General features: G+C 68.8%; 21 protein-coding genes. 12 read left to right on the top strand and 9 right to left on the bottom strand.

Annotated features, from left to right (window positions below; translation table 11 throughout):
• Window positions 1-46: 46 nt before the first annotated feature.
• The 3 genes from ACXAGF_RS19485 to ACXAGF_RS19475 all read right to left on the bottom strand — a co-directional run bounded on the left by ACXAGF_RS19485 (window position 47) and on the right by ACXAGF_RS19475 (window position 2,122).
• Window positions 47-307: a hypothetical protein gene (locus ACXAGF_RS19485; protein WP_475019022.1), complete on the bottom strand. Its 261-nt coding sequence runs from the start codon at window positions 305-307 to the stop codon at window positions 47-49.
• On the bottom strand, window positions 304-1,122 hold the full coding sequence (locus ACXAGF_RS19480) for a DUF2092 domain-containing protein (RefSeq protein WP_475019021.1): 819 nt from the start codon (window positions 1,120-1,122) through the stop codon (window positions 304-306). The genes ACXAGF_RS19485 and ACXAGF_RS19480 overlap by 4 nt, the downstream gene beginning before the upstream one ends.
• Before the next feature lie 139 nt (window positions 1,123-1,261).
• Window positions 1,262-2,122 (bottom strand): endonuclease/exonuclease/phosphatase family protein, encoded by an 861-nt coding sequence (locus tag ACXAGF_RS19475; RefSeq protein ID WP_475019020.1) that lies wholly within the window; start codon window positions 2,120-2,122, stop codon window positions 1,262-1,264.
• 83 nt (window positions 2,123-2,205) lie between these two features.
• On the opposite strand from ACXAGF_RS19475, the gene obgE reads away from it, so the two are divergent.
• The 11 genes from obgE to ACXAGF_RS19420 all read left to right on the top strand — a co-directional run bounded on the left by obgE (window position 2,206) and on the right by ACXAGF_RS19420 (window position 12,841).
• Window positions 2,206-3,219 (top strand): GTPase ObgE, encoded by a 1,014-nt coding sequence (obgE, locus tag ACXAGF_RS19470; protein WP_475019019.1) that lies wholly within the window; start codon window positions 2,206-2,208, stop codon window positions 3,217-3,219.
• Window position 3,220: 1 nt separating this feature from the next.
• On the top strand, window positions 3,221-4,396 hold the full coding sequence (proB, locus tag ACXAGF_RS19465; protein WP_475019018.1) for a glutamate 5-kinase: 1,176 nt from the start codon (window positions 3,221-3,223) through the stop codon (window positions 4,394-4,396).
• Window positions 4,389-5,672, top strand: a complete 1,284-nt coding sequence (locus ACXAGF_RS19460) for a glutamate-5-semialdehyde dehydrogenase (RefSeq protein ID WP_475019017.1) — start codon at window positions 4,389-4,391, stop codon at window positions 5,670-5,672. Before proB ends, ACXAGF_RS19460 begins: the two co-directional genes overlap by 8 nt.
• Window positions 5,673-5,687: 15 nt before the next feature.
• A complete protein-coding gene (locus tag ACXAGF_RS19455; protein ID WP_475019352.1) occupies window positions 5,688-6,326 on the top strand; it encodes a nicotinate-nucleotide adenylyltransferase in 639 nt (212 codons plus the stop codon).
• Between the two features lie 53 nt (window positions 6,327-6,379).
• Window positions 6,380-6,829 carry a ribosome silencing factor gene (gene rsfS / locus ACXAGF_RS19450; protein WP_475019351.1) on the top strand — a complete coding sequence of 150 codons (450 nt, stop codon included), beginning with the start codon at window positions 6,380-6,382 and terminating at the stop codon, window positions 6,827-6,829.
• A gap of 101 nt (window positions 6,830-6,930) precedes the next feature.
• Entirely contained in the window at window positions 6,931-7,413 is a 483-nt protein-coding gene (rlmH, locus tag ACXAGF_RS19445; protein ID WP_475019016.1) for a 23S rRNA (pseudouridine(1915)-N(3))-methyltransferase RlmH, read from the top strand.
• Window positions 7,414-7,537: 124 nt separating this feature from the next.
• The gene (locus tag ACXAGF_RS19440; RefSeq protein ID WP_475019015.1) at window positions 7,538-8,968 is read left to right on the top strand and encodes a murein hydrolase activator EnvC family protein; all 1,431 of its coding nucleotides are present in this window, start codon (window positions 7,538-7,540) and stop codon (window positions 8,966-8,968) included.
• Window positions 8,958-10,280 (top strand): S41 family peptidase, encoded by a 1,323-nt coding sequence (locus ACXAGF_RS19435; protein WP_475019014.1) that lies wholly within the window; start codon window positions 8,958-8,960, stop codon window positions 10,278-10,280. The genes ACXAGF_RS19440 and ACXAGF_RS19435 overlap by 11 nt, the downstream gene beginning before the upstream one ends.
• A 72-nt stretch (window positions 10,281-10,352) precedes the next feature.
• A complete protein-coding gene (locus ACXAGF_RS19430; protein WP_475019013.1) occupies window positions 10,353-11,570 on the top strand; it encodes a divergent polysaccharide deacetylase family protein in 1,218 nt (405 codons plus the stop codon).
• Window positions 11,567-12,094: an RNA pyrophosphohydrolase gene (locus tag ACXAGF_RS19425; RefSeq protein WP_475019012.1), complete on the top strand. Its 528-nt coding sequence runs from the start codon at window positions 11,567-11,569 to the stop codon at window positions 12,092-12,094. The genes ACXAGF_RS19430 and ACXAGF_RS19425 overlap by 4 nt, the downstream gene beginning before the upstream one ends.
• Window positions 12,095-12,307: 213 nt before the next feature.
• The gene (locus ACXAGF_RS19420) at window positions 12,308-12,841 is read left to right on the top strand and encodes a GNAT family N-acetyltransferase (RefSeq protein ID WP_475019011.1); all 534 of its coding nucleotides are present in this window, start codon (window positions 12,308-12,310) and stop codon (window positions 12,839-12,841) included.
• Window positions 12,842-12,953: 112 nt separating this feature from the next.
• Here the strand turns inward: ACXAGF_RS19420 and bfr are convergent, their stop codons facing one another.
• The 6 genes from bfr to ACXAGF_RS19390 form a co-directional block, all read right to left on the bottom strand.
• Complete coding sequence (gene bfr, locus ACXAGF_RS19415; protein ID WP_475019010.1) at window positions 12,954-13,439, bottom strand: bacterioferritin; 486 nt, start codon at window positions 13,437-13,439, stop codon at window positions 12,954-12,956.
• Entirely contained in the window at window positions 13,405-13,716 is a 312-nt protein-coding gene (locus tag ACXAGF_RS19410; RefSeq protein WP_475019350.1) for a (2Fe-2S)-binding protein, read from the bottom strand. The genes bfr and ACXAGF_RS19410 overlap by 35 nt, the downstream gene beginning before the upstream one ends.
• Before the next feature lie 298 nt (window positions 13,717-14,014).
• The gene (locus tag ACXAGF_RS19405; RefSeq protein ID WP_475019009.1) at window positions 14,015-17,377 is read right to left on the bottom strand and encodes an error-prone DNA polymerase; all 3,363 of its coding nucleotides are present in this window, start codon (window positions 17,375-17,377) and stop codon (window positions 14,015-14,017) included.
• On the bottom strand, window positions 17,374-18,882 hold the full coding sequence (locus ACXAGF_RS19400; RefSeq protein WP_475019349.1) for a Y-family DNA polymerase: 1,509 nt from the start codon (window positions 18,880-18,882) through the stop codon (window positions 17,374-17,376). Before ACXAGF_RS19400 ends, ACXAGF_RS19405 begins: the two co-directional genes overlap by 4 nt.
• Complete coding sequence (locus ACXAGF_RS19395; protein WP_475019008.1) at window positions 18,833-19,771, bottom strand: ImuA family protein; 939 nt, start codon at window positions 19,769-19,771, stop codon at window positions 18,833-18,835. Before ACXAGF_RS19395 ends, ACXAGF_RS19400 begins: the two co-directional genes overlap by 50 nt.
• A gap of 227 nt (window positions 19,772-19,998) precedes the next feature.
• Complete coding sequence (locus ACXAGF_RS19390; protein ID WP_475019007.1) at window positions 19,999-20,466, bottom strand: Lrp/AsnC family transcriptional regulator; 468 nt, start codon at window positions 20,464-20,466, stop codon at window positions 19,999-20,001.
• A 120-nt stretch (window positions 20,467-20,586) separates the two neighbouring features.
• On the opposite strand from ACXAGF_RS19390, the gene ACXAGF_RS19385 reads away from it, so the two are divergent.
• Window positions 20,587-22,665, top strand: coding sequence for a transketolase C-terminal domain-containing protein (locus ACXAGF_RS19385; RefSeq protein WP_475019006.1), 2,079 nt, complete (start codon window positions 20,587-20,589; stop codon window positions 22,663-22,665).
• Window positions 22,666-22,667 lie beyond the last annotated feature (2 nt).

Genomic DNA, 22,667 nt, shown 5'->3' with positions numbered 1-22,667 from the left:
GGGAAGGCGGCCTCTGCCGCCTTCCGTGCCTGCCAAAAACAGGGCTCTAGTAGCAGGTGGTGACCGCCTGGCCGTAGGCGTTGTAGTAGGTGCGGCAGGCGGTTCCGGCCGCGGCCGCGCCATAGGCGACGCTGCGGCGGGTCGTGCGCCGGGCGACTCCGGCATAGCTCAACGGCGTCGCGGGACGGCCGATCCGGGCCTCGGCGGCGGCGATCCACGTCCCCGCGACCGGCCACGGCAGGTGATCGCTGACGATCAACGCGGCAGCGCCGATCACGGCCGCGGCAAGCGCGGTGGCGTATCTCATGGTTTCGTCCCTCCCTCGGTGGCGGGCTCCGGCAGCTCGTCCAGGCCCGACAGTTCCTTCGGCTCAACCTTCTTCGGGTCGCCCTCGGCGACGAAGGCGAAGGTCGCGTCATCGATCGCCGCGCCCGCCGTCCAGTCGCGGACCTCGAGCGTGTATTGTGGCGCACCGGTCACCATCTTGCTGGTGATCACCAGCTTGCAGGGAACGGGGTCGGTGCCGGTCCTGACCCATAGCTGCCAGTCGGTCTCGGCATTGCGAAAGGCGAGATGCTCGCATTCGTGGCCGTCGATCACGCCCTGGCCGATATACTTGGCCTCAACCACGTCCGCGCTGAGTGCCGCATGGACGTCCGACAGCAGCAGGTCGGCGCCGGGTGCAATGATGCCGAGATCCCGGTGCATGTGGCTGACCAGTTCGTCGATCGAGCCGCTGATGCCGATTTGCGCATAGCGCTTGCGGTCGAGATCCTCGATCGTCAGCTGACTGCCGTCGAACAGGAGCCGGACGGCGGCGTAGCCGCCGGTGCGCTCGGCGCGGAGCTTGTCAGGCCGTTTCAACTGCAAGGTGGTGAAGCTGCCGAACTGGATCTTCTCCAAGTCCGGCGTGACGATCTCGATGCTGGAGTTGAGCGTGGCAGCGATCGTCGGCTGTCGGGCGAGATAGTCCGACATGGCCTTGAGCACGGCCTTCGGGTCTGTTTCGGCGGCGCCGGCCGTCGCCGGCATGCCGCAGGCGACAAGAAACGCGACGGGCAGGAGGCGGCGCGCCCCACCTCGCTGGCACTTGCGCTTTCGCTGATGCGCTCCATTGTCCATGCGATCTCTCCCCGGCGCGGTTGAAAGGCGGGCGGCCTTGGCCGTTCACGAGGGGGCGACGTCCAAGCCACGAAACAAATCTATGTCGGCCGGCCGACAAATCAATTCGTCGCGGTTCGCTGCGATCGGGCTGCCGCGCTCAGCCGAGCTCGAACCAGACCGGCAGATGGTCGGAGCCGCAGGCGGTGTCGTCGACCCAGCCATCCTTCAGCCGCCCGACCAGGCCGTGGCTGACGAAGCAGTAGTCGAGATACATTCGATTGCCGTGGTCTTTGGGATCGATCCAGCTGTAGCTGTCGGCCGACCGCTTGCCGAGGCCGGCATGCACGTCGAGCGGATTGGTGGCGCGGATCTGGCGACCGTACAGGGCGTCGACCTCGCCGGCGAGCGCACAGTATTCCGGTGATTCCGGCGTCATGTTGAAATCGCCCATCAGCACGTAGTCGTCGGGGACGGGCGGCTCGCGCAGGCCGAATTCCTCGGCGCCGGAGATCGCCCCGCCCTCCAGCGCAAAGGTCTGCACGCGCTCCTTCAGATGGCGGACCTGGGCGATGCGCTCGCCGCCCGAGAGATGGTCGAGGTGCACGGAGTAGACGCGCAGGGCGCCGCCGGGCGCGTCGATCACCGCCTCGGCCGCCCCGCGCTGCAGGTTCAGCTTGTCGAGCGTGCGGCTGCGCGGCAGCGGAATCAGGCGCGAGGCAAGGATCGGGTAGCGCGACAGCACCATGTTGCCGAACTGGAAGCGGCGGTTGACGGCGCGGCCGTTCCGGATCGCCGAGCCGGCGTCGACATCGCTGGCCGGCCAGAAGACGGAAAAGTGCGCCGGCAGCAAGGTCTGCAATTCGGCCACCATGTCGATGGCGCCGTTGCGGTGGAAGCCGCGGGTGACCTCCTGCAGGGCGATGACGTCGGCATTGTGGATCTCCGAGACGATTCGGGGCAGGTCCAGCCGGCCGTCAAGGCCGATGCCGTACTGGATGTTGTAGCTGACGAATTTCACGATAGTCTTTGACCTCCGCGGGAACCGGCGATATCGATGGCGGCGACTGGGCGTTCAGCCCGAAATCCAGGAATGGCGATCCGATGAAATTTCTCGACGAAGCAAAAGTCTATATCCGCTCCGGGGACGGCGGGGCAGGGGCTGTCTCGTTTCGTCGCGAGAAATTCATCGAATTTGGCGGCCCGGACGGCGGCGATGGCGGCCGCGGCGGCGACGTCTGGGTCGAGGCGGTCAACGGGCTGAACACGCTGATCGATTTCCGCTACCAGCAGCACTTCAAGGGCGCGACCGGCACGCACGGCATGGGGCGCAACCGCACCGGCCCCGGCGGCGCGTCGGTGACGCTGAAGGTCCCGGTCGGCACGCAGATTTTCGAAGAGGACAACGAGACGATGATCGTCGACCTGACGCAGGAGGGTCAGCGCTTCCGGCTGGCCGCCGGCGGCAACGGCGGCTTCGGCAACGCCCACTTCAAGTCCTCGACCAACCAGGCGCCGAATTGGGCCAATCCCGGGCTCGAGGGCGAGGAAAAGACGATCTGGCTGCGGCTGAAGCTGATCGCCGACGCCGGCCTGGTCGGCCTGCCGAACGCCGGCAAGTCCACCTTCCTCGCCGCCTGCACCCGCGCCAGGCCGAAGATCGCCAACTACCCCTTCACCACGCTCCATCCCAATCTCGGCGTGGCAACCGTCGACGGCCGCGAATTCGTCATCGCCGACATTCCCGGCCTGATCGAGGGCGCGCACGAGGGCACCGGGCTCGGCGACCGCTTCCTCGGCCATGTCGAGCGTACGCGCGTGCTGCTGCACCTCGTTTCGGCGCAGGAAGAAAAGGTCGGCGAGGCCTACCGCACCGTCAAGCACGAGCTCGAGGCCTATGGCGGCGGGCTGCTGGACAAGCCGGAGATCGTTGCGCTGTCGCAGGTCGACATCCTCGACGAGGACGAGCGGAAGAAGAAGGCGCGCGAGCTGGAGAAGGCTTCCGGCCAGGCGCCGCTGCTCCTGTCGGCGGCTACCGGGGCGGGCATGGTGGAGGCGCTGCGCGCGCTGCGCGACGAGATCGGGCGCTTCGGCACAGCGGAAGATGATGAGGGCTAGCATGGCGAAGACCCGCAAGCCGCTGTCGAAATACCGGCGGATCGTCGTCAAGATCGGCTCCGCCCTGCTCGTCGATCGCGCCAGCGGCCTGAAAAAGGCCTGGCTGGACGCGATCTGCGCCGACATTGCCGGCTTGCGCTCTGGCGGCACCGAGGTGCTCGTCGTTTCTTCCGGGGCGATCGCGCTCGGCCGCACCGTGCTCAACCTGCCCAAGGGGGCGTTGCGGCTGGAGGAGAGCCAGGCCGCCGCGGCTGTCGGCCAGATCGCGCTGGCGCGGGCCTGGTCGCAGAGCCTGTCAACCGGCGGCATCGTCGCCGGACAGGTGCTTTTGACGCTCGGCGACACCGAGGTGCGCCGCCGCTACCTCAACGCCCGGGCGACGCTGAACCAGTTGCTGAAGCTCGACGCCGTGCCGATCATCAACGAGAACGACACGGTGGCGACGACCGAGATCCGCTATGGCGACAACGACCGGCTTGCCGCGCGCGTCGCCACCATGGCCGGCGCCGACCTGCTCGTGCTCCTGTCCGACATCGACGGGCTGTACACCGCCCCGCCGCACCTCGACCCGCAGGCGCAGTTCCTCGAGACCGTCGCCGAAATCACCCCGGAGATCGAGGCGATGGCGGGTGGGGCGGCCTCCGAGCTTTCGCGCGGCGGCATGCGGACAAAGATCGACGCCGGCAAGATTGCCACCGGCGCCGGCTGCGCCATGATCATCGCCTCCGGGACGGCGGACCATCCGCTGCGCGCCATCGACGAAGGCGCGCGCTCGTCCTGGTTCGCTCCGTCAGGTTCGCCGGTGACGGCGCGCAAAACCTGGATCGCCGGGCAGTTGCAGCCCGCGGGGACGCTGGCGATCGACGCCGGCGCGGAGACGGCGCTGCGCTCGGGCAAGAGCCTGCTTCCCGCCGGCGTGCGCGCGGTCGCTGGTGCGTTTTCGCGCGGCGACACGATCGCCATCATCGGTACGGGCGGGCGGGAGATCGCCCGCGGGCTGGCCGGCTACGACGCCGACGAGGCGCGCCAGATCGCCGGCAAGAAATCGGCGGAAATCGCCGGGATCCTCGGCTATGCGGGACGGGCGGCGATGGTCCATCGCGACGACCTCGTCATGACCGGCGCCATCAGGGCCGAGGACGGAACGACCGCGGAAAAGGATGCCGCCCATGCTTGACCAGAGAAGCGCCAGCAGCGAGGTGGCCGAATTGATGGCCGCCATCGGCCGCAACGCCCGCGTCGCGTCCCGGCCGCTAGCGGTGGCTTCGGCGGCGGCGAAGAACACGGCGCTCGAAGCGATGGCGCGGGCGATCCTCGATGACCGCGACTCCATCCTGGCGGCCAATGCGACCGACCTTGCCGCCGCGCGCGCGAGCGGCCTGGCCGGCTCCTTCATCGACCGGCTGACGCTGACGCCGGAGCGAATCTCCGCGGTCGCCGCAGGTATCCGCGACATCGCCACGCTTACCGATCCGGTGGGCGCGGTGATGGCCGAATGGGACCGGCCGAACGGGCTGCACATCGAACGCGTCCGCACGCCGCTCGGAGTGATCGGCGTGATCTACGAAAGCCGGCCGAACGTGACGGCGGATGCGGGCGCGCTCTGCCTCAAGGCCGGCAATGCCGTGATCCTGCGCGGCGGCTCGGACAGCCTGCATTCGTCGCGGGCGATCCACGCCTGCCTCGTGCGCGGCCTGAAGGAAGCCGGCTTGCCGGAACATGCGATCCAGATGGTTCCGACCGCCGACCGCGCCGCCGTCGGGGCGATGCTGTCCGGCCTCGACGGCTGCATCGACGTGATCGTGCCGCGCGGCGGCAAGAGCCTTGTCGCCCGTGTCCAGAACGAGGCGCGGGTGCCGGTCTTCGCCCATCTCGAGGGCCTCTGCCATGTCTATGTCGACCGGTCGGCCGACCTCGACATGGCGCGCACGATCGTCGTCAACTCGAAGATGCGGCGTACCGGCATCTGCGGCGCTGCGGAGACGCTGCTGATCGATCGCGCGGCCGCGTCCACCCACCTCGTTCCGCTCGTTTCGGCGTTGCGGGAGGCGGGCTGCGAGGTCCGCGCCACCGACGAAATCCGGACCTTGGCGCCAGGGCTGGAGCCGGCGACGGAGAAGGACTGGTCGACCGAGTATCTCGACGCGATCATCGCGGTGGCGCTGGTGGACGGGGTCTCGGGGGCGATCGCGCACATCAACCGGTGGTCCTCGGCGCACACCGAGGCAGTGATCGCCGACGATCAGGCGGTGGCCGACCGCTTCTTCTCCGAGATCGATTCGGCAATCCTTTTGCACAACGCCTCGACCCAGTTCGCCGACGGCGGCGAATTCGGCATGGGCGGCGAGATCGGCATCGCCACCGGCAAGATGCATGCGCGCGGGCCGGTCGGCGTCGAGCAGCTCACCTCGTTCAAGTACAGGGTGCGCGGCACCGGACAGGTGCGGGCCTAGGTGCATCCGGACAAGATCGACCAGCGCTACCTTCGGATGCCGCATGTCGAGCGCGGGATGGTCGTCGGCCTGTTCGGCGGCTCGTTCAACCCGCCGCACGAGGGCCACGTGCTCGTGGCCGAGATCGCGCTGCGACGCCTGCGCCTCGACCAGCTCTGGTGGATGGTGACGCCGGGCAACCCGCTCAAGGACCACAGTCACCTGGCGCCGCTGCAGCAGCGGCTGCGGCAGTCGGAGGCGATCACGCCGGACCCGCGCGTCAAGGTCACCGCCTTCGAGAAGACGATTGGCCAGAACTACACCGCGCGCACGCTTGCGATCGTCCGCGCGCGCAATCCGGCTGTTCGCTTCGTATGGGTGATGGGCGCGGATAACCTGAAGGGCTTCCATCACTGGCAGAACTGGCGGCAAATCGCCCGCACCTTCCCGATCGCGGTCATCGACCGGCCGGGATCGACGCTGGCCTACCTGTCGTCGAAATTGGCGCGAACCTTCGACTTTGCGCGGGTCGACGAGGAGGACGCCGGGGCGCTCGCCTTCCACCGGCCGCCGGCCTGGACCTTCATCCACGGTCCACGCTCGCCGCTCAGTTCCAGTGCGCTCAGGCACCGCGCCGAGCTGGAGAACGGGCACCAGACGCACGTGACGTCTTGAAACCGATGCATATTGATGCCTAAATCTAGTGGTGCTTCGTCCCAGGGGGACGAATCGCCACCGTGCTCGTTAAATGGAAAGGATTTACTCTGACAACAGTGCACGCGAAGGGAAGCGCCTACGGCGTCCTTCCCACCAGCGCCGAACGCGGCGACGAAGCCGCCGAACGCGCTCTTCAAGCGGTCCTCGCGAGCCTCGAGGACTCGAAGGCAGAAGATATCGTCACGATCGACATCGTCGGGAAGTCTGCGCTGGGTGACTACATGGTGGTCGCGTCCGGGCGCTCGAACCGTCATGTCACGGCGATCTGCGACCACCTGATCAGCGACCTCAAGGACGAGGGCTTGGGTACCGCCCGCGTCGAAGGGCTGGAGGCCGGCGATTGGGTGCTGATCGATACGGGCGACATCATCGTCCACGTGTTCCGTCCCGAAGTCCGGGAGTTCTACAACCTCGAGAGGATGTGGGCGGCTCCGGACATGGAAGACGGCACGCTGCACTAGTCGCACCGCCCGGATCGCTCGGGCGCCGCATGCGGCCATGATTGTGTTGGCACCCCCCGCGGGTGTGCGTAGCCGCTGTGTGCGTTGGAGGAAGCGGGGTAATGCGGATCGGGCTTTTTGCGGTCGGACGGCTGAAGGCCGGGCCTGAGAAGGACCTTGCCGCGCGCTATTTCGACCGCTTTGCCAAGGCCGGCCCGGCGAACGGGCTTGAACTCGGCAAGCTTGTCGAGGTTGCCGAAAGCCGGGCCTCGAACGCCGACACGCGCAAGCGCGAGGAAGCCGCGCTCCTCGACAGGGCGCTGCCGCCCGACGCGGTGCTGGTCTTGCTGGACGAGCGCGGCAAGGCGCTGGGGTCGGAGGAATTCGCCGCGCTGCTCGGCCGCTGGCGGGATTCGGGCAAGCGCGAGGTGATGGTGGCGATCGGCGGTGCCGACGGGCTCGATCCTGCTCTGCATGCACGCGCCGACGCCGTGCTCTGCCTCGGCAAGATGACCTGGCCGCACCAGCTCGTCCGCATCCTGGTGGCAGAGCAGCTCTACCGCGCCACGACGATCCTTGCCGGCCACCCCTACCATCGCGCGTGACATCCCCGCGCAAGCCTGACGGCGCAGCCTGCAAGACACCCGTGCGCTGGCCGTAATTTTGGCGTTGTTTCTTGGCGAATTTCGCAAATCGGCTTAGACGGGCAGGAAACGGCAACAAACGAGCATGACGACGGCGGCACCCACCAGCATCCACAGACGCAAGGCAGTCGCCGCTGCCGCGCTTGCGCTTTGCCTGGCCGGACCGGCGGCGCCGGTTTCGGCCGAGCCGGTCCCCCCGCCCGCGACCGTGGATGCGACCACGGGACGGGTCGCGCCGCCGCAGGCCGAGCCGGTCGACCCGGCGGCGGCGATCGCGCTCCGGCGCGACGAGACGCGCCGCGAGCTGGAAGAGCTGTCGAAGTCGATCACGCTGTCGCAGGACAAGGCTGACGAGCTCCGGGCCAGCATCGAGAGGCTGGAGAAGGACCGGGCCACGCTGCGCGAGGCCATCGTCGGCTCCGCCACCGCCCGCCGCGAGATGGAGACCAAGATCCTGGCCGGCGAGAAGCGGCTGGCCGCCTTGCGCGGCGAGGAGGACGCCGCCCGCGGTGCCCTGTACGAGCGTCGCGGGCTGCTTGCCGAGGTGCTGGCCGCGCTGCAGCGCATGGGCCGCAACCCGCCGCCCGCCATTCTCGTCACCCCGGACGATGCGCTGGCCTCGGTCAGAAGCGCGATCCTGCTCGGCGCCGTCGTTCCCGGCATTCGCGCCGAGACCGACCGGCTGGTGGCCGACCTGCAGCGGCTGGCGAGGGTTCGCGCCGACATCGACCGCGAGAGGGCCGAGCTTGCCACGGCGATGGCGAGCCGGCTCGAGGAGGAGCGACGCTCCGAACTGCTGATCCGCCAGAACGAAACCCTCACCGCCGAGAACACCCGCACGCTCGAAGCCGAGCGGCGCCGTGCGGCGGAGCTCGCCGGCCGCTCGGGCAGCCTCGAGGCCCTGATCGGCAGCATGGAGCGCGAGATCGCCTCGGTGCGCGAGGCGGCGGCGCTGGCGCGGCTGCAGGAGGCGGAACGGGCGAAGCAGACCGAGGCCGAGCGGCAGCGTGCCCGCGACGAGGCACTGTCCCGCCCGCCCGACAAAAACCGCATTGCTCCGGCATATGCCTTCTCCGAACTGCACAGGCGGGTCGACTATCCGGTTGCCGGCGATCCGCTGCGGCAGTTCGGCGAAACGGATGGCACCGGCCATCCCTCGCAGGGGCTGGTTCTCGCGACAAACCCGGGCGCGCTGGTGACGGCGCCGGCGGACGGATGGGTCGTCTTTGCCGGCTCGTTCAGGAGCTACGGGCGCATGGTCATCCTCAACGCCGGCGACGACTACCACCTCGTGCTTTCCGGCATGGACCGGGTCAATGTCCGCGAGGGACAATTCGTCGTGGCGGGGGAACCTCTGGCCGTGATGGGCGAGAAAAGAGTCGCAAGTGTGAACGCATTGGCGCTGGAAACCGACAGGCCGACGCTTTACATTGAATTCCGAAAGAACGGCAAACCGGTCGATTCCCGACCGTGGTGGTCGGCTACTGTCTCTGGAAAGGCAAGCAATGATTCGTAGGGCTTCCCTTGTCATCGTTGGCGCACTGATGGGTGCGACGGCCATGAGCGCTATCTACTCGGTGACGATGCCCGCCGAAGCGGCGGGCGCGTCGACCTACCGCGAACTGTCGATTTTCGGCGACGTGTTCGAGCGCGTCCGCGCGCAGTATGTGACGCCGCCGAAGGAAGACCAGCTGATCGAGAACGCCATCAACGGCATGCTGACTTCGCTCGATCCGCACTCGTCCTACATGAATGCCAAGGACGCCGAAGACATGCGCACGCAGACGCGCGGGGAATTCGGCGGTCTCGGCATCGAAGTGACGATGGAGGACGAACTCGTCAAGGTCATCACCCCGATCGACGACACCCCGGCGGCGCGCGCGGGTGTGCTCGCCGGCGACCTGATCTCAAAGATCGATGGCCAGGAGGTTCGCGGCCTGAAGCTGGAGGAAGCCGTCGAGAAGATGCGCGGCAAGGTCAACACGCCGATCAAGCTGACCATCCTGCGCCAGGGCGCCGACAAGCCGATCGAGCTGACGATCATGCGCGACATCATCGCCGTGAAGGCGGTGAAGTTCCGCGTCGAGGGAGACGTCGGCTACCTGCGCGTCATCTCCTTCACCGAAAAGACCTTCGACGACCTGGAAAAGGGCATCGAGAAGATCAAGGCGGACGTGCCGGCCGACAAGCTGAAGGGCTTTGTGCTCGACCTGCGGCTCAATCCGGGCGGCTTGCTCGACCAGGCGATCAATGTCTCCGACGCCTTCCTCGAGCGCGGCGAGGTGGTGTCCACCCGCGGCCGCAACGAGGACGAGACCCGCCGCTTCAATGCCTCACCCGGCGACCTCACCGACGGCAAGCCGGTCATCGTGCTGATCAATGGCGGCTCGGCTTCGGCCTCCGAAATCGTCGCCGGGGCGCTGCAGGACCTGCGCCGGGCCACCGTGGTCGGGACGCGCTCCTTCGGCAAGGGCTCGGTGCAGACCATCATTCCGCTCGGCGACGCGGGCGCGCTGCGGCTGACGACGGCGCTCTATTACACCCCGTCCGGCAAGTCGATCCAGGGCACCGGCATCTCCCCGGACATCACGGTGGAGCAACCGCTGCCGCCCGAATTGCAGGGCAAGGTGGAGGCGGCGGGCGAATCCAGCCTGCGTGGCCATATCAAGGGTCAGAGCGAGAACGAGGAGGGCTCCGGTTCGTCGGCCTACGTGCCCCCGGAGGCCAAGGACGACATCCAGTTGCAGCATGCGCTCCAGCTTCTGCGCGGCGAGAAAAGCGACCCGTCCTTCCCCGCCAGTCCGGAAAAGGCCGAGCTGAAGCAATGATGGAACGGCCCGGGGCGCGGCGAGACCGCGCCCCGGGCCGCATCCTTTTCGGCCGCGACGGGGACCTGCCAGTTGGAAACGGACATCAACGCACCGCTTGGCCAGAACCGAAAGGCTGGGCGCGGTCGTTCGAAGGCGCCGCGCCTTGGCGCGGCGCGGCTCGCCGCCGCCGTCGGCGTGACGGCGGTGCTCGGCCTGTCGCTGTGGGCGGCGCTTGCCCCGAACGACAAGATGAAGGCGCCCGAACCTTCTGAAGCGGCTTCGGCTCCGCCGGGCGGGGAAACGGTCGCCAGCGGCGCGCCGGCGCCAACGGCGTTGCCGGAGCAGGCGGGCGTGCGGCGCGACAAGGGCCTGTCGGGCGCAAGCGTCGAAGTCACCCGCACCGACGACGGCGGCATCGTCCGCAAGTTCACCCCGAGGGACCGCGGCGACAGCGGACCGCTGATCATCGAGGCCGACCGCATCGGCCAGGATCCGCGCTTCGCCGACCGCCCCAATGAGGATCTGGTCGAGGACACCGCCTTCGGAAAGCTGCCCGTCATCGGCTCCGACGGCCTTCGTCCCGTCGATCAGTATGCGCGGCCCTGGTCGGGGGCCCGCGGAACCCGGGTTGCGATCGTCGTCGGTGGACTGGGCTTGAGCCAGACCGGAACGCAGCGGGCGATCCACGACCTGCCGGGCGGTGTAACGCTGGCCTTCGCCTCGGCCGGAAACAGCCTGTCGCGCTGGATGCAGGAGGCGCGTCGCGACGGCCATGAGATCCTGCTGCAGGTGCCGCTCGAGCCGTTCGACGATCTCGCGGACGATCCCGGCCCGCACACGCTGCGCACCGGAACCGACGCGAAGAAGAACCTCGACCTACTCCACCGCGCCATGGGACAGATCACCAACTACACCGGCATCATGAACTACATGGGTGGCCGCTTTCTGGCCGATGCGGACGCGCTTGAGCCGGTAATGCGCGATATCGGCGGGCGCGGGCTGCTGTTCCTCGACGATGGCTCGTCGGCACAGTCGCTGTCGGGCACCGTGGCCGGCGCACTGGAAATGCCGCACGCCTTTGCCGACCTGCAGCTCGACACCACGCTGTCGCGCGAGGCGATCCTGCGCAAGCTCGACGAGCTCGAGCGTGTCGCCCGCCGCAACGGCACGGCGATCGGGGTGGCCTCGGCCTTCGACGAAAGCGTGCAGGCAATCGCGCAGTGGTGCGACGAGGCCAGCCAGCGCGGCATCGAGATCGTCGGCGTCGCCGCGCTCGCCGGCCAACCCCAGCAGCAGGAACAGCGATGAGCAAGGAACAGAAGCGGGCCGTCCGGGCCGAGGACCTGCCCTACCGGCCCTGCGTCGGCATCATGGTGCTGAACCGCGACGGCCTTGTCTGGGCCGGGCGCCGCATCGCCGTCGGCAATTCGGAGTATGACGGTTCGCCGCAGCTGTGGCAGATGCCGCAGGGTGGTATCGATCGCGACGAGGATCCGCTCGCAGCGGCGCGCCGGGAACTTTTCGAGGAGACCGGCATGCGTTCGGTGTCGCTCGTGGCCGATGCCGGGCGCTGGATCAACTACGACCTGCCGCCGCACCTGATCGGCGTCGGCCTCAAGGGCAAGTATCGCGGCCAGACCCAGCGCTGGTTCGCCTTCCGCTTCGAGGGCGAGGAGAGCGAGATCGCGATCAACCCGCCGCCCGGCAACCACGCACCGGAGTTCGACGCCTGGGCGTGGAAACCGATGCGCAGCCTGCCAGACCTGATCGTGCCATTCAAGCGCAAGGTCTACGAGGAGGTGGTGGCGGCCTTCGCCCACCTCACTCCCTGAGCCCCCCTCTCTTTGGATCCCTGCGGCGATCGCCCCATCGGCAGCGGCGGTCTTGCGTCCGACATGACACGTTGCGGCGGCCGCTGAACTCCGACATGGTTTCGCGACCGGGCGATGGGGCCGCGTTGCCGCGTTGTGGTGTATCTGACGCTTTGGCGTCGAGTGCCTCGTGCGCAGCGTCGGCGCCTGCTCATTCTGGACGGATGTTTCCTAATGGCCATCTTGCAGACGAGGCGTCTGACCCTTAGCCCTTGCCGCCCGAAGGATCGCGCGGATTTCATCGCGCTTGAACGCGATCCGGAGGTCATGCGCTTTCTCAACGGCGGACACCCCGTTGACCACGGCCGGCCCGATCCGAACGCGACGTTCCTGATGCCCAGGGGAACAGAGCCCCATGTCTGGACGGCGCGCCGCACAAGCAATGGCGGCTTCGTGGGTTGGTTCTGCCTGTGGCCCGAGCGCGGGGGCTCGGCCGAACTCGGCTATCGCCTGCGCCGGGCGGCATGGGGGCAGGGGCTGGCCACGGAGGGGGCGTCGGCTTTGATCGATTGGGGTTTCGAGCGCGCGGGTTACGACAAGATCGTGGCGACCACGATGGCTCTGAACCAGGCCTCGCGCCGCGTGATGGCAAAGATCGGCATGGTCTACGACCGCACCGTGGCCGCCGATCTTCCCAATGCCATTGCGGGTAGCGAACACGGCGATGTTTGGTACGAGCTGTTGAGTCCCCACTGGCGCGGCCGATAGGCGCGACGGCTTCTCCTTGCGCGGCGCTCCCGGTTGCATTCGCCCGTCGCCCTTGCGCCGCCCTAGCACCCGCGGCGCTAGGGCGGCGGGCGCCGTGCGCCGGATGGCGCGTCTAGTCGGCCTCGTTGGCCGGGGCAGCGTTGAGCTGGCCGTATTTCGCGGCGCCGAGTTCTTTCAGCAGGTCGAGTTGCGTCTCGAGGAAGTCGATATGGCCTTCCTCGTCCGCCAGCAGTTCCTCGAACAGCTTCATGCTGACATAGTCGCCGGCGTCGTGACAGATGTCGCGGGACTTCTTGTAGGCGGCGCGCGCGTCCAGTTCGCCGGCGAGATCGGCCTCCAGCACTTCCTTGACGTTCTGGCCGATTCGCAGGGGAGCGACCGTCTGCAGGTTCGGATGGCCCTCGAGGAAGATGATGCGCGCGATGATCTTGTCGGCGTGGTGCATCTCCTCGATCGATTCCTCACGCTCCTTCTTGGCCAGCAGCGTGTAGCCCCAGTCTTCGCAGAGACGGTAGTGCAGCCAGTACTGGTTGACGGCGCCGAGTTCGAGAAAGAGCGCTTCGTTAAGCTGCTCGATGACCTTTTTGTCGCCTTTCAAGATCCGCCCTCCGGTTGTCCTCATGGAACTGTCTGAGGCGGATCATGAAATCAAATATCTCGGCATCCGTCGAGTCGCGCCGGGCATGATATTCCTCGGTGGTGCGGACGATGATGTCGACGACATTGGGGAAACAGCCGCAGCAGCGGCCGCGCTTTTCCAGGGCATGGTAGACCTTGGCCGGCACGATCAGCTGCCAGCAGTCTTGATCGAGAAGCTCGTTGATGACGTCGACGATCTCTTTGTCGCTAATGAAGTTGCAGCTGCAAACCAGCATTCCATCCTGCCTGCCATGTGCAATGCCCTGATTGGCGGGGATTAAGCAAAAGGCGATATTTGTTGTCAAGATAAAACGGGTCAGTATTGTTGCCCCTTTGTTTAGACGGGTTCTAAAGCTGACAAAACGCCTCGTCTTTTCAGAATGTTGCCTGCCCGCGCGGGCGGTGGCTAGCCACCGGCGGAGGTTTTCGGCGGCGATCACATTTTGTTGCGCTGGTGCCTGGAAGCGGGGCGGACCGGGACGCGGCCGGTTTCATGGGGCTGGCCGCGCCGACCGGTGGGCACGGACCGTCGCTTCACTGGAAGTTGCGGCCCTTCGGCATGACCTCGGCATCGCGACGCAGGTCGGCGCACCTGTCCCGCACCCGGGTCGCGTCGCTGCCGGCCAGCCGCAGGTGCCGGAGGGCACGCTTCTCCCGCCCCTCCTCGTTCACCGGATGCAGCACCTCGTCGGCCCGGCTCGTCGCCGCGAAGCTGGTCAGTTCGCTCCTGAGCAGGCCGAGCGCCGGTGTCATGTCCTCCATGTGCTCGGCGATGACGTGGATGACGCCGCTTTCCCGCTGCAGCCGCCCGTACACCTTGACCAGGCGGGCACCCATCACCACGCGGCGGAAGCGCTCCATCGTGCTCTTCCAGACGATGATGTTGGCGACCCCGGTCTCGTCCTCGATCGTCATGAAGACGACCCCCTTGGCCGAGCCCGGTTGCTGGCGGACGAGCACGAGCCCGGCGACGGCGACGCGGCGCCCCCCGACGGCCGTCTCCAGCCCGGCATTCGGCGTGATCTGCTGCCGGTCGAAGTCGGCGCGCATGAACGAGACCGGGTGGGCCTTCAGCGACAGGGTCAGGTAGCGATAGTCGTTGATCACCTGCTCGCCGTCCGGCATCGCCGGAAGCGCCACCGCCGGCTCCGGCCGCAACTCCGCCGTCCCGTCCCGGTCGAACAGCGGCAGCGTGTCGGCGCCGCGCCGGTCGTCGAGCGCCTTGACGGCCCAGAGGGCGGCGCGCCGGTCGAGCCTCATCGAGCGGAAGGCGTCGGCATCGGCCAGCCGCTCCAGCGTGCTGCGCGACAGGCCCGAGCGCAGCCACAGATCGCGCACCGAGCGATAGCCGTCCCCCCGGCTGGCGACGAGCGCCGCCATCTCCTTCTCGGCCAGGCCCTTGACCAGGCGAAAGCCGAGCCGGACCGCCTTCTGCGCGCGGATGACGGTGCGCATGGCCCGGTGCCGCGCGGCGATCGCGCCGCGGTCGAAGGCGTCCTCGCCCTCAAGCGTGCAATCCCAGCCGGAGTGGTTGACGTCGACGGGGAGCACGCGGACGCCGTGTTCGCGCGCGTCGCGCACCAGCTGCGCGGGGGCGTAGAAGCCCATCGGCTGGGAGTTGAGGATCGCCGCACAGAAGACGTCGGGGTAATAGGCCTTGAGCCAGGAGGAGGCGTAGACGAGCAGGGCGAAGGAGGCGGCGTGACTTTCGGGAAAGCCGTATTCGCCGAACCCCTCGATCTGGCGGAAGCAGCGCTCGGCGAAGCCGCGCTCGTAGCCGTTGCCGACCATGCCCTCGACCATCTTGTCGCGAAAGCTGCCGATCGTGCCGGTGCGCTTGAAGGTCGCCATCGCCCGCCGCAGCCGGTCGGCCTCGCTCGGGGAGAAGCCGGCGGCGGTGATGGCGATCTGCATCGCCTGCTCCTGGAACAGCGGCACGCCAAGGGTGCGCTCGAGCACCTGCTCCAGCGCCCTGCTCGGATAGCGGATCGTCCGACCCGCCCTCACGGCCTCGCGCCGCTTCAGATAGGGATGGACCATGTCGCCCTGGATCGGCCCGGGACGGACGATCGCCACCTCGATCACGAGGTCGTAGAACGCGCGCGGCTGCAGGCGCGGCAGCATGCTCATCTGCGCCCGGCTTTCGATCTGGAAGACGCCGAGCGTGTCGGCGCGGCAGATCATGTCATAGACCGCCTCGGTCTGGTCCGGATAGATTGCCGCCAGCGTCTTGCGCGTGCCGTAGTGGGTTTCCAATAGCGTGAAGGCCTTGGCGATGCAGGTCAGCATGCCGAGCGCGAGCACGTCGACCTTGAGCAGCTTGAGCGTGTCGAGGTCGTCCTTGTCCCATTCCACCATGTAGCGGCCGGGCATGGCCGTCGGCATGATCGGCACGACCTCGTCGAGCCGGTCGCGGGTGATGAGAAAGCCGCCGACATGCTGCGACAGGTGGCGGGGGAAGTCCATCAGCTGGCCGGCACAGGACAACACCTTCGCCGTCGTCGGGTCGCGCAGGTCGAGCCCGGCGGCGGCGACCTGCTCCTGGCTGAACGTCGACCGCCCCCAGCCCCAGATCGAGCCGGACAGGGCGGACTGGACGTCGTCCGACAGGCCGAAGGCCTTGGCGACCTCGCGGCCGGCCGAGCGGCCGCGATAGCTGATGACGGCGGCGGCGAGCCCGGCATGCTCCTTGCCATAGGTGGCGTAGATGTAGTCGATCACCTCCTGCCGCCGCGCGTGCTCGAAATCGACGTCGATGTCGGGCGGCTCGTCGCGGTCCTCGGAGATGAAGCGGTCGAACAGGAGCGTGAACCGGTTCGGGTCAACCTCGGTGATCCCGAGGCAGTAGCAGACCGAGGAATTGGCGGCCGAGCCGCGCCCCTGGCACAGGATGCCGCGGCTGCGGGCGAAGGTGACCAGCCTGTGGACGGTCAGGAAATAGGGCTCGTACTGCTTGCGCGCGATCAGCGCCAGCTCATAGGCGAGCCGCTCCTCGACCCCGGCGGGAATGCCGTCGGGATAGCGTCGGGCGCCGCCTTCGCGCACGAGCCGGCGGAGCGTCTCGGCCGGGGTCGCGCCGGCGTCGGACTCGTCCGGGTACTGGTGGCTCAGCTCCCCCAAGTCGAAGGCGAGGCCATGGAAGAAACGCGCGGTGTTGGCGACCGCCTCGGGATGGTCGCGCAGCAGCCGTGCCATCTCGGCCGGGCCCTTCAGCTGCCGCTCGGCATTGGCCTGGCGCTGAAAGCCAAGGTCCTGGATCGGCGTCTTGCGGCGGATCGCGGTGACGACGTCGGCGAGCGGCCGCTGCGCGCTCTCGGCATAGAGCGCGTCGCTGGAGGCGATCGGCCGGACGCGGGCACGCGCGGCAAGCTGCGCCAGCACGGCCAGGTCGTGCCGGTCGAAGCCGTCGCGGCGCGGCACCATCGCCAGAAACAGCCGGTCGCCGGCATGCTCCTGCAAACATGCCAGCAGCGGGCGCAGACGTTCCGGTGCGGGCCGGCCCGGCGCCGGCATGACGATGAGCTGCAGTTCCGCCTGCCAGTGCAGCAGGTCCGCCAGGAACAGGGTGCAGGCACCCTTCTTCGCGCGCAGGTTCCCGGTGCTGAGCAGGCGGCAGAGATGGGCCCAGCCGCGGCGGTTCCTGGGATAGGCGAGGATGTCGGGGGTATCGTCGGCAAAGACGAGCCGGGCGCCAGGCCGGAACGCGCCGTAGCCGTCGAACCGCGCCTTGTTGTGGGCGCGCACTACGCCGGCGACGGTGTTGCGGTCGGCGATGCCGAGCCCGCTCAGGCCGATCCGCCGGGCCGTCGCCACCATGTCCTCGGCCGAGGCGGCCCCCTCCAGGAAGGAGAAATTGGTGCGCGCGCCGAATTCGTGGAAGGCGGGGGCGGCGCTCACGCGAACACCCCGTGGATGAACCAGCGGGGCAGTGCGGCGTCGGCGCCGTAGGCGCCCTCGCGAAAGAGCCAGTAGCGCCGGCCGGCATCATCCTCGACGCGGAAATAGTCGCGGGCCGGCTGGTCCTCGCCGTCGATCCACCATTCGCCGGCGATGCGCTCGGGCCCTTCGGTGCGGGTGATCCGGTGGAAGCTGCGCCGCCAGCGGAAGGTCTTCGGCGCGTCCTCCGGCACGCCGGCGACGGTCTCGACCGGCTCGGGCGGGGCCAGGAGCCGCAAGGGGCGGTCGGACAGGGGCGGCGGCGGTGCGTCCCGGGCGGCGGCGCGCTCGTGCGCGCGGACCGCGGCGAAGGGCGCAAGGATCGCGGCGCGCTCGGGCACATGGCTTTCGGGCAGGGCGACGGCCAGCAGGCCGTCCGGGCCGAAGCGCGCCACCAGCCGGTCGGCGAAGGCAGCGAGCGAGCCGCCTTCGCCGACATCCCCGGAAAAGTCGGCCTGCGCCGCGTCGAAGGCCTCGCTGGCGAGCACGCAGAGCCGGACGATCTCGAAGCCATAGCCGGCATCGAGATCGTCATGCAGCGCCGCGAGGCGCTCGCGAAACAGCCCGGCGATGCGCTCGGGCGCGCGCAGCGGCGTCGATGCCGCAGCGTGGATGCGCAAGACCCGGCCGTCGACCCGGAACAGCAGGAGCGCAAACAGCCGCCCGCCCTCGCCGCGCCGCTCGAGCCCGTCCTTCAGCGTGCCGGCGAGATGATCGGCGAGCGCCAGGATATCGTCCTGCGCCTGCACGGGGTCGAACAGCCGGCGCTCCGCCGACAGCATCGGCACCGGCAGGCGCGGCGACACCGGTTCGTCCTCCAGCCCGAGCGCCTGGTCGAGCCGCAGCAGCGGCAGCTTGCCGAAGCGGCGGGCGAGCGTCGCGCGCGGCAGCGGCAGGAGGTCGCCGACCGTCTTCAGCCCGACCCGGCCGAGCGGCCCGAGCACTGTCTCCGGCAGACGCAGGGCGGCGACCGGCAGGGCGGCGAGCGCCGCCGGCGCCGCCTGCGGTGCGATCACGCCGCCGTCGCCGAAATGGGCGACCGCCCAGGACAGGCCAGGCGAGGACGCAATCGCCCCGCGCGCCTCGATGCCGAGCGCAAACAGCGCCGCGAGCACGCCGTCGAGCAGCGCCTTTTCGCCGCCATGCAGGTGGGCGCAGCCGGTGATGTCGAGATAGAGCCCGTCGTCGCCGTCCAGCGCCACCAGCGGCGTATAGCGGTCGCACCAGTCGGCCAGCGCCTCGAGCAGCGCCCGGTCCGCCGCCGGGTCTGCGCGCAGAACCTCGAGCGCCGGGCAGATGGCGCGCGCCTCCGTCACCCCCTGGCCCTTGCGCAGGCCGAGGCGTTCGGCTTCCCGGTCGAGAAAGGCAAGCCGCATGGCATTGCCGCTGCGGCCGGCGAAGACGACCGGCGGATGGTCAGGACGTTCCCGTGAAAGCCACGACCGCCCCCAGCGCCGTCGCGCCACGCGGTCGGCGGGAAGATAGGGAAACCAGAGGCAGAGGATCCGCTGCGCGCCGCTCGTCTTCGACAGCGGCAGGGCGGGATTGGAGGCGGCGAAAGCGGCGGTCATCGGGGTTCCACTCCAAAAAGACGGCGAGGGGGGCGGCGGTCTTGCTCTTCTCCGGCGTGACGCGGAAGACGACAGCGCCGATGCTGCCGGCCAGCGTCGTCGCGTCCGGCAGCGGGCGCTCGAGCGCCGGGGCCGGATCGACGCGCAGGCGGTGGAGCGCGCTGCTCGCTTCTTCCGCGCCGGCCTGGCGCAGCAGCAGCAGCAGGATGCCGCTGGCACGCGCCCGCACCTGCAGCCGGCGGCTCTCGGTCAGGGCGAATCCGGCGGGGTTGCCGCGGATTTCCAGGATCACGGTGGAAAGGGCCGGCACCGTGAGCGCCGCCTCCGCCGTCCAGAGCGCATCGGCTAGGGTACGCGGCCGGGCGAGCAGGAAACGGGCCGGGTCGAGGCCGTGCTGGCGCAGCCCCGGGCCATAGGGCGTGCCGGCCTCCGCAAGCGCCATCGCCTGGCCGATCCAGAGCGTCGCCCCGCCCCCTTCGGCCTGCGCCTGCCGCAGCGCGGCGAGGGCCAGCGCAAAGCCGCTGGCGGCGCCCATGTCCCGGGTCTGCGCATTGCGGATCTCGACGAGCCCACCCGCGGGAAGCCCGCCGTCAAAGACGGCCTCAAGGCCGGTCGACCCGGCCGGGGTGGCGGCCGGGGGCGGCGGGTCCTTCGGCGGCTCTTGCGCGTCCCATTGCCAGCGGCGCTTGCTGCGGGCGAGGCTGGGGCCGTCGCCGTCCTCGATGCGGGCGATGGCCTCGCGCAGGGCAAAAAGCCGCTCACGCGCCAGGGCAGGCGTTGCCATGACGTTCGTTCCTTTATTTGTTCCTGTTATGTTCTTATGAATTCCAGAACGCCGGAAAAGAGTCAACGGCAATCTGCTCAGGTCCGGTCACAAAGACGCGCGTCCGTGCAACCCTAGCCCTGCCCGCCTGCCCGCCCCGTTTCCGCTGGCCGCTTCTGCCGGATCGAACGGTTTGCGGGGCAGGATGTCCGCTGCCATTCCCGCCGGGAAGGGCGGCCGCGCGGCGGCTAGACCGGCAGCGCCGTCGTGTATTTCACGCTCTTCAGCGCGAAATGCGAGGACGAATTCGCGACCGCCTCGTGGGTGAGGATGCCATGCATGAGCAGACGCTCGTAGTCGCGCACGTCCGCCGCCACGACCCGCAGCAGATAGTCCCATTCGCCGGACATGGAGTAGCATTCGAGCACCTCGTCGTGGCTCTCGACGAAGCGTTCGAAGTCGCGTCGGGCGACGGGGTCGTGGCTCTTCATCCGCACCTGGCAGAAGACGTTCAGCCCGCGGCCGATCGCCTCCGGCTCCACCAGCCGCACGGTCCGGCCGAGCACGCCGGCCGCCTCCAGCGCCTTGATCCTGCGCCAGCACGAGGCGCTCGAGGCGCCGACCTTCTCCGCCAGCGCCGCGTGGCTGAGATCGGCCTGACGCTGCAGCACCTGCAGGATCTGCCGGTCGACGGCGTCAAGCTCGATATCCTTCATTCGCATATCCCCGATATTTGAACCACATGTTTCAATCATAAGGCCTTAAGCCGCCATTCTGAAACGAAATCACACTGTTTCTGTATTATCATTTCGCTTGCAATGCGAGGAGGGCGGCAGATGGCACAGGCAGCGCTGAAACGATTGGTCCGCAACGCGCCGGACGAGACGGTCGACTGGAAGCGCGTCGCCTATCTGGTGCAGCTGTCGCGCGCGCTCGACGAGATGGAAGAGACGCGGCTGGTGCCGGAGAAGAAGGTGCTCTACCAGTTCTCCGCCCGCGGCCACGACATGGCGCAGGTGCTGCTCGGCTGCAGGCTGACGGACCGGCATGACGCCGCCTGCGGCTATTACCGCTCCCGCCCGCTGCTGCTGGCGCTCGGGGTCGACCCGGCCGAGGCGCTGGGCTCGGCGATGGCCCGGGCCGGCGGCTATTCGGACGGGCGCGACATCGGCGTCGTGTTCAACTTCCCCAACCGCAACGGCGCCTCGGCGCTGCCGATGTGCGGCGGCGTCGGAACGCAGTACACGCCCACGGCCGGCTGGGCGCAGGCGATCGAATACCACCGCACGGTGTTGAAGGAGCCGGCCTACGACCGCGCCATCGGCGTCGTGCTCGGCGGTGACGGCTCGGTCGCCTCCAACGGCTTCTGGTCGGCCCTGACGATCGCCACCACGCAGACCCTGCCGATGCTGTTCTACGTCGAGGACAACGGCTACGGCATCTCGGTGCCGTCGACGGCGCAGACGCCGGGCGGCAACATTGCCGCCAACCTTTCGAGCTGGGGCAATCTTGCCGTGTTCGACGGCGACGGCACCGACCCGGCCGAGGCGGCGCGGCTGACGGCGGAGGCGGTCGAGTTCGTGCGCGAGAACCGCGCGCCGGCGCTCCTGCGCCTCACCGTCCCGCGGCTGGAAGGCCACAGCTTCCAGGACACCCAGGCCTACAAGAGCGAGACCGTCGTGCGGGCCGAATGGGCGCGCGACCCGCTGCCGCGGCTGAAGGACTATCTAGTCCCGGCCGTCATGAGCGCGGCCGAATGGCAGGCCTGCGCCGCCGAGGCGGCGTCCGCCGCCGAAACCGCCCGCGCGGCCGCCGAGGCGCGGCCGGTCGCCGATCCCGGCACCGTCGCGCGCCACGTCTTCTTCGACGGCGAGATGCAGGTGATGGGCGGGCAGCACAGCCTCGGCTATGCCGCGCCGGACACGACCGACACGCCCGGCGGCGACGGCCAGCGCATCAACATGGTCACGGCGATCCGCCGCACGCTCGACCACGAACTGTCCGTCAACGAACGCGTCGTCCTGTTTGGCGAGGACATCGGCCCGAAGGGCGGCGTGCATGCGGTCACGCTCGGCCTGCAGGAGAAGTTCGGCAGCGACCGCGTGTTCGACACCTCGCTGTCGGAGGAGGGCATCGTCGGCCGCGCCGTCGGCATGGCGCTGGCCGGCCTCGTGCCGGTGCCGGAGATCCAATTCCGCAAGTATGCCGAGCCGGCCAGCGAGCAGATCAACGACTGCGGCACCATCCGCTGGCGCACCAACAACCGCTTCGCCGCCCCGATCGTGCTGCGCATGCCCGGCGGCTTCTTCAAGTGCGGCGACCCCTGGCACAGCCAGACCAACGAGGTCGCGTTCGTCCACCAGCCGGGCTGGCGCGTGGCCGTGCCGTCCAATGCCGAGGACGCGGTCGGGCTGTTGCGCACCGCGCTGCGCGGCAACGACCCGGTGATCTTCTTCGAGCACCGCGCCATGCTCGACCACCCCTGGGCGCGCCGGGCCTATCCCGGCGACGGCTTCGCCCTGCCGTTCGGCAAGGCCCGCACCACCCGCAGCGGCGATGCCATCACCATCGTCACCTGGGGGGCGATGGTGCCGCGCTGCGAGGCGGCGGCCGAAGGCCTGTCCGCCGACGTGATCGACCTGCGCACGCTCGTGCCATGGGACCGGGCGGCGGTGCTGTCGTCGGTGCGGCGCACCCGCCGCTGCCTGATCGTGCACGAGGACCTCGGCACCGCCGGCTTCGGTGCGGAGATCGCGGCGGTCGTTGCCGACGAGGCCTTCATCGACCTCGACGCACCGGTCTCGCGGCTGACGATGCCGGACATCCCCAGCCCGCACAATCCGGTGCTGCTCGACTGGGCCGTGCCCTCGGTCGAGCGCATCCGCGACAAGATCGTCTCGCTGGTGGAGTTCTGAGC

Source organism: Mycoplana sp. ABR4_002, from assembly GCF_056159645.1.
This window is presented reverse-complemented; position numbering and strand designations above follow the sequence as displayed.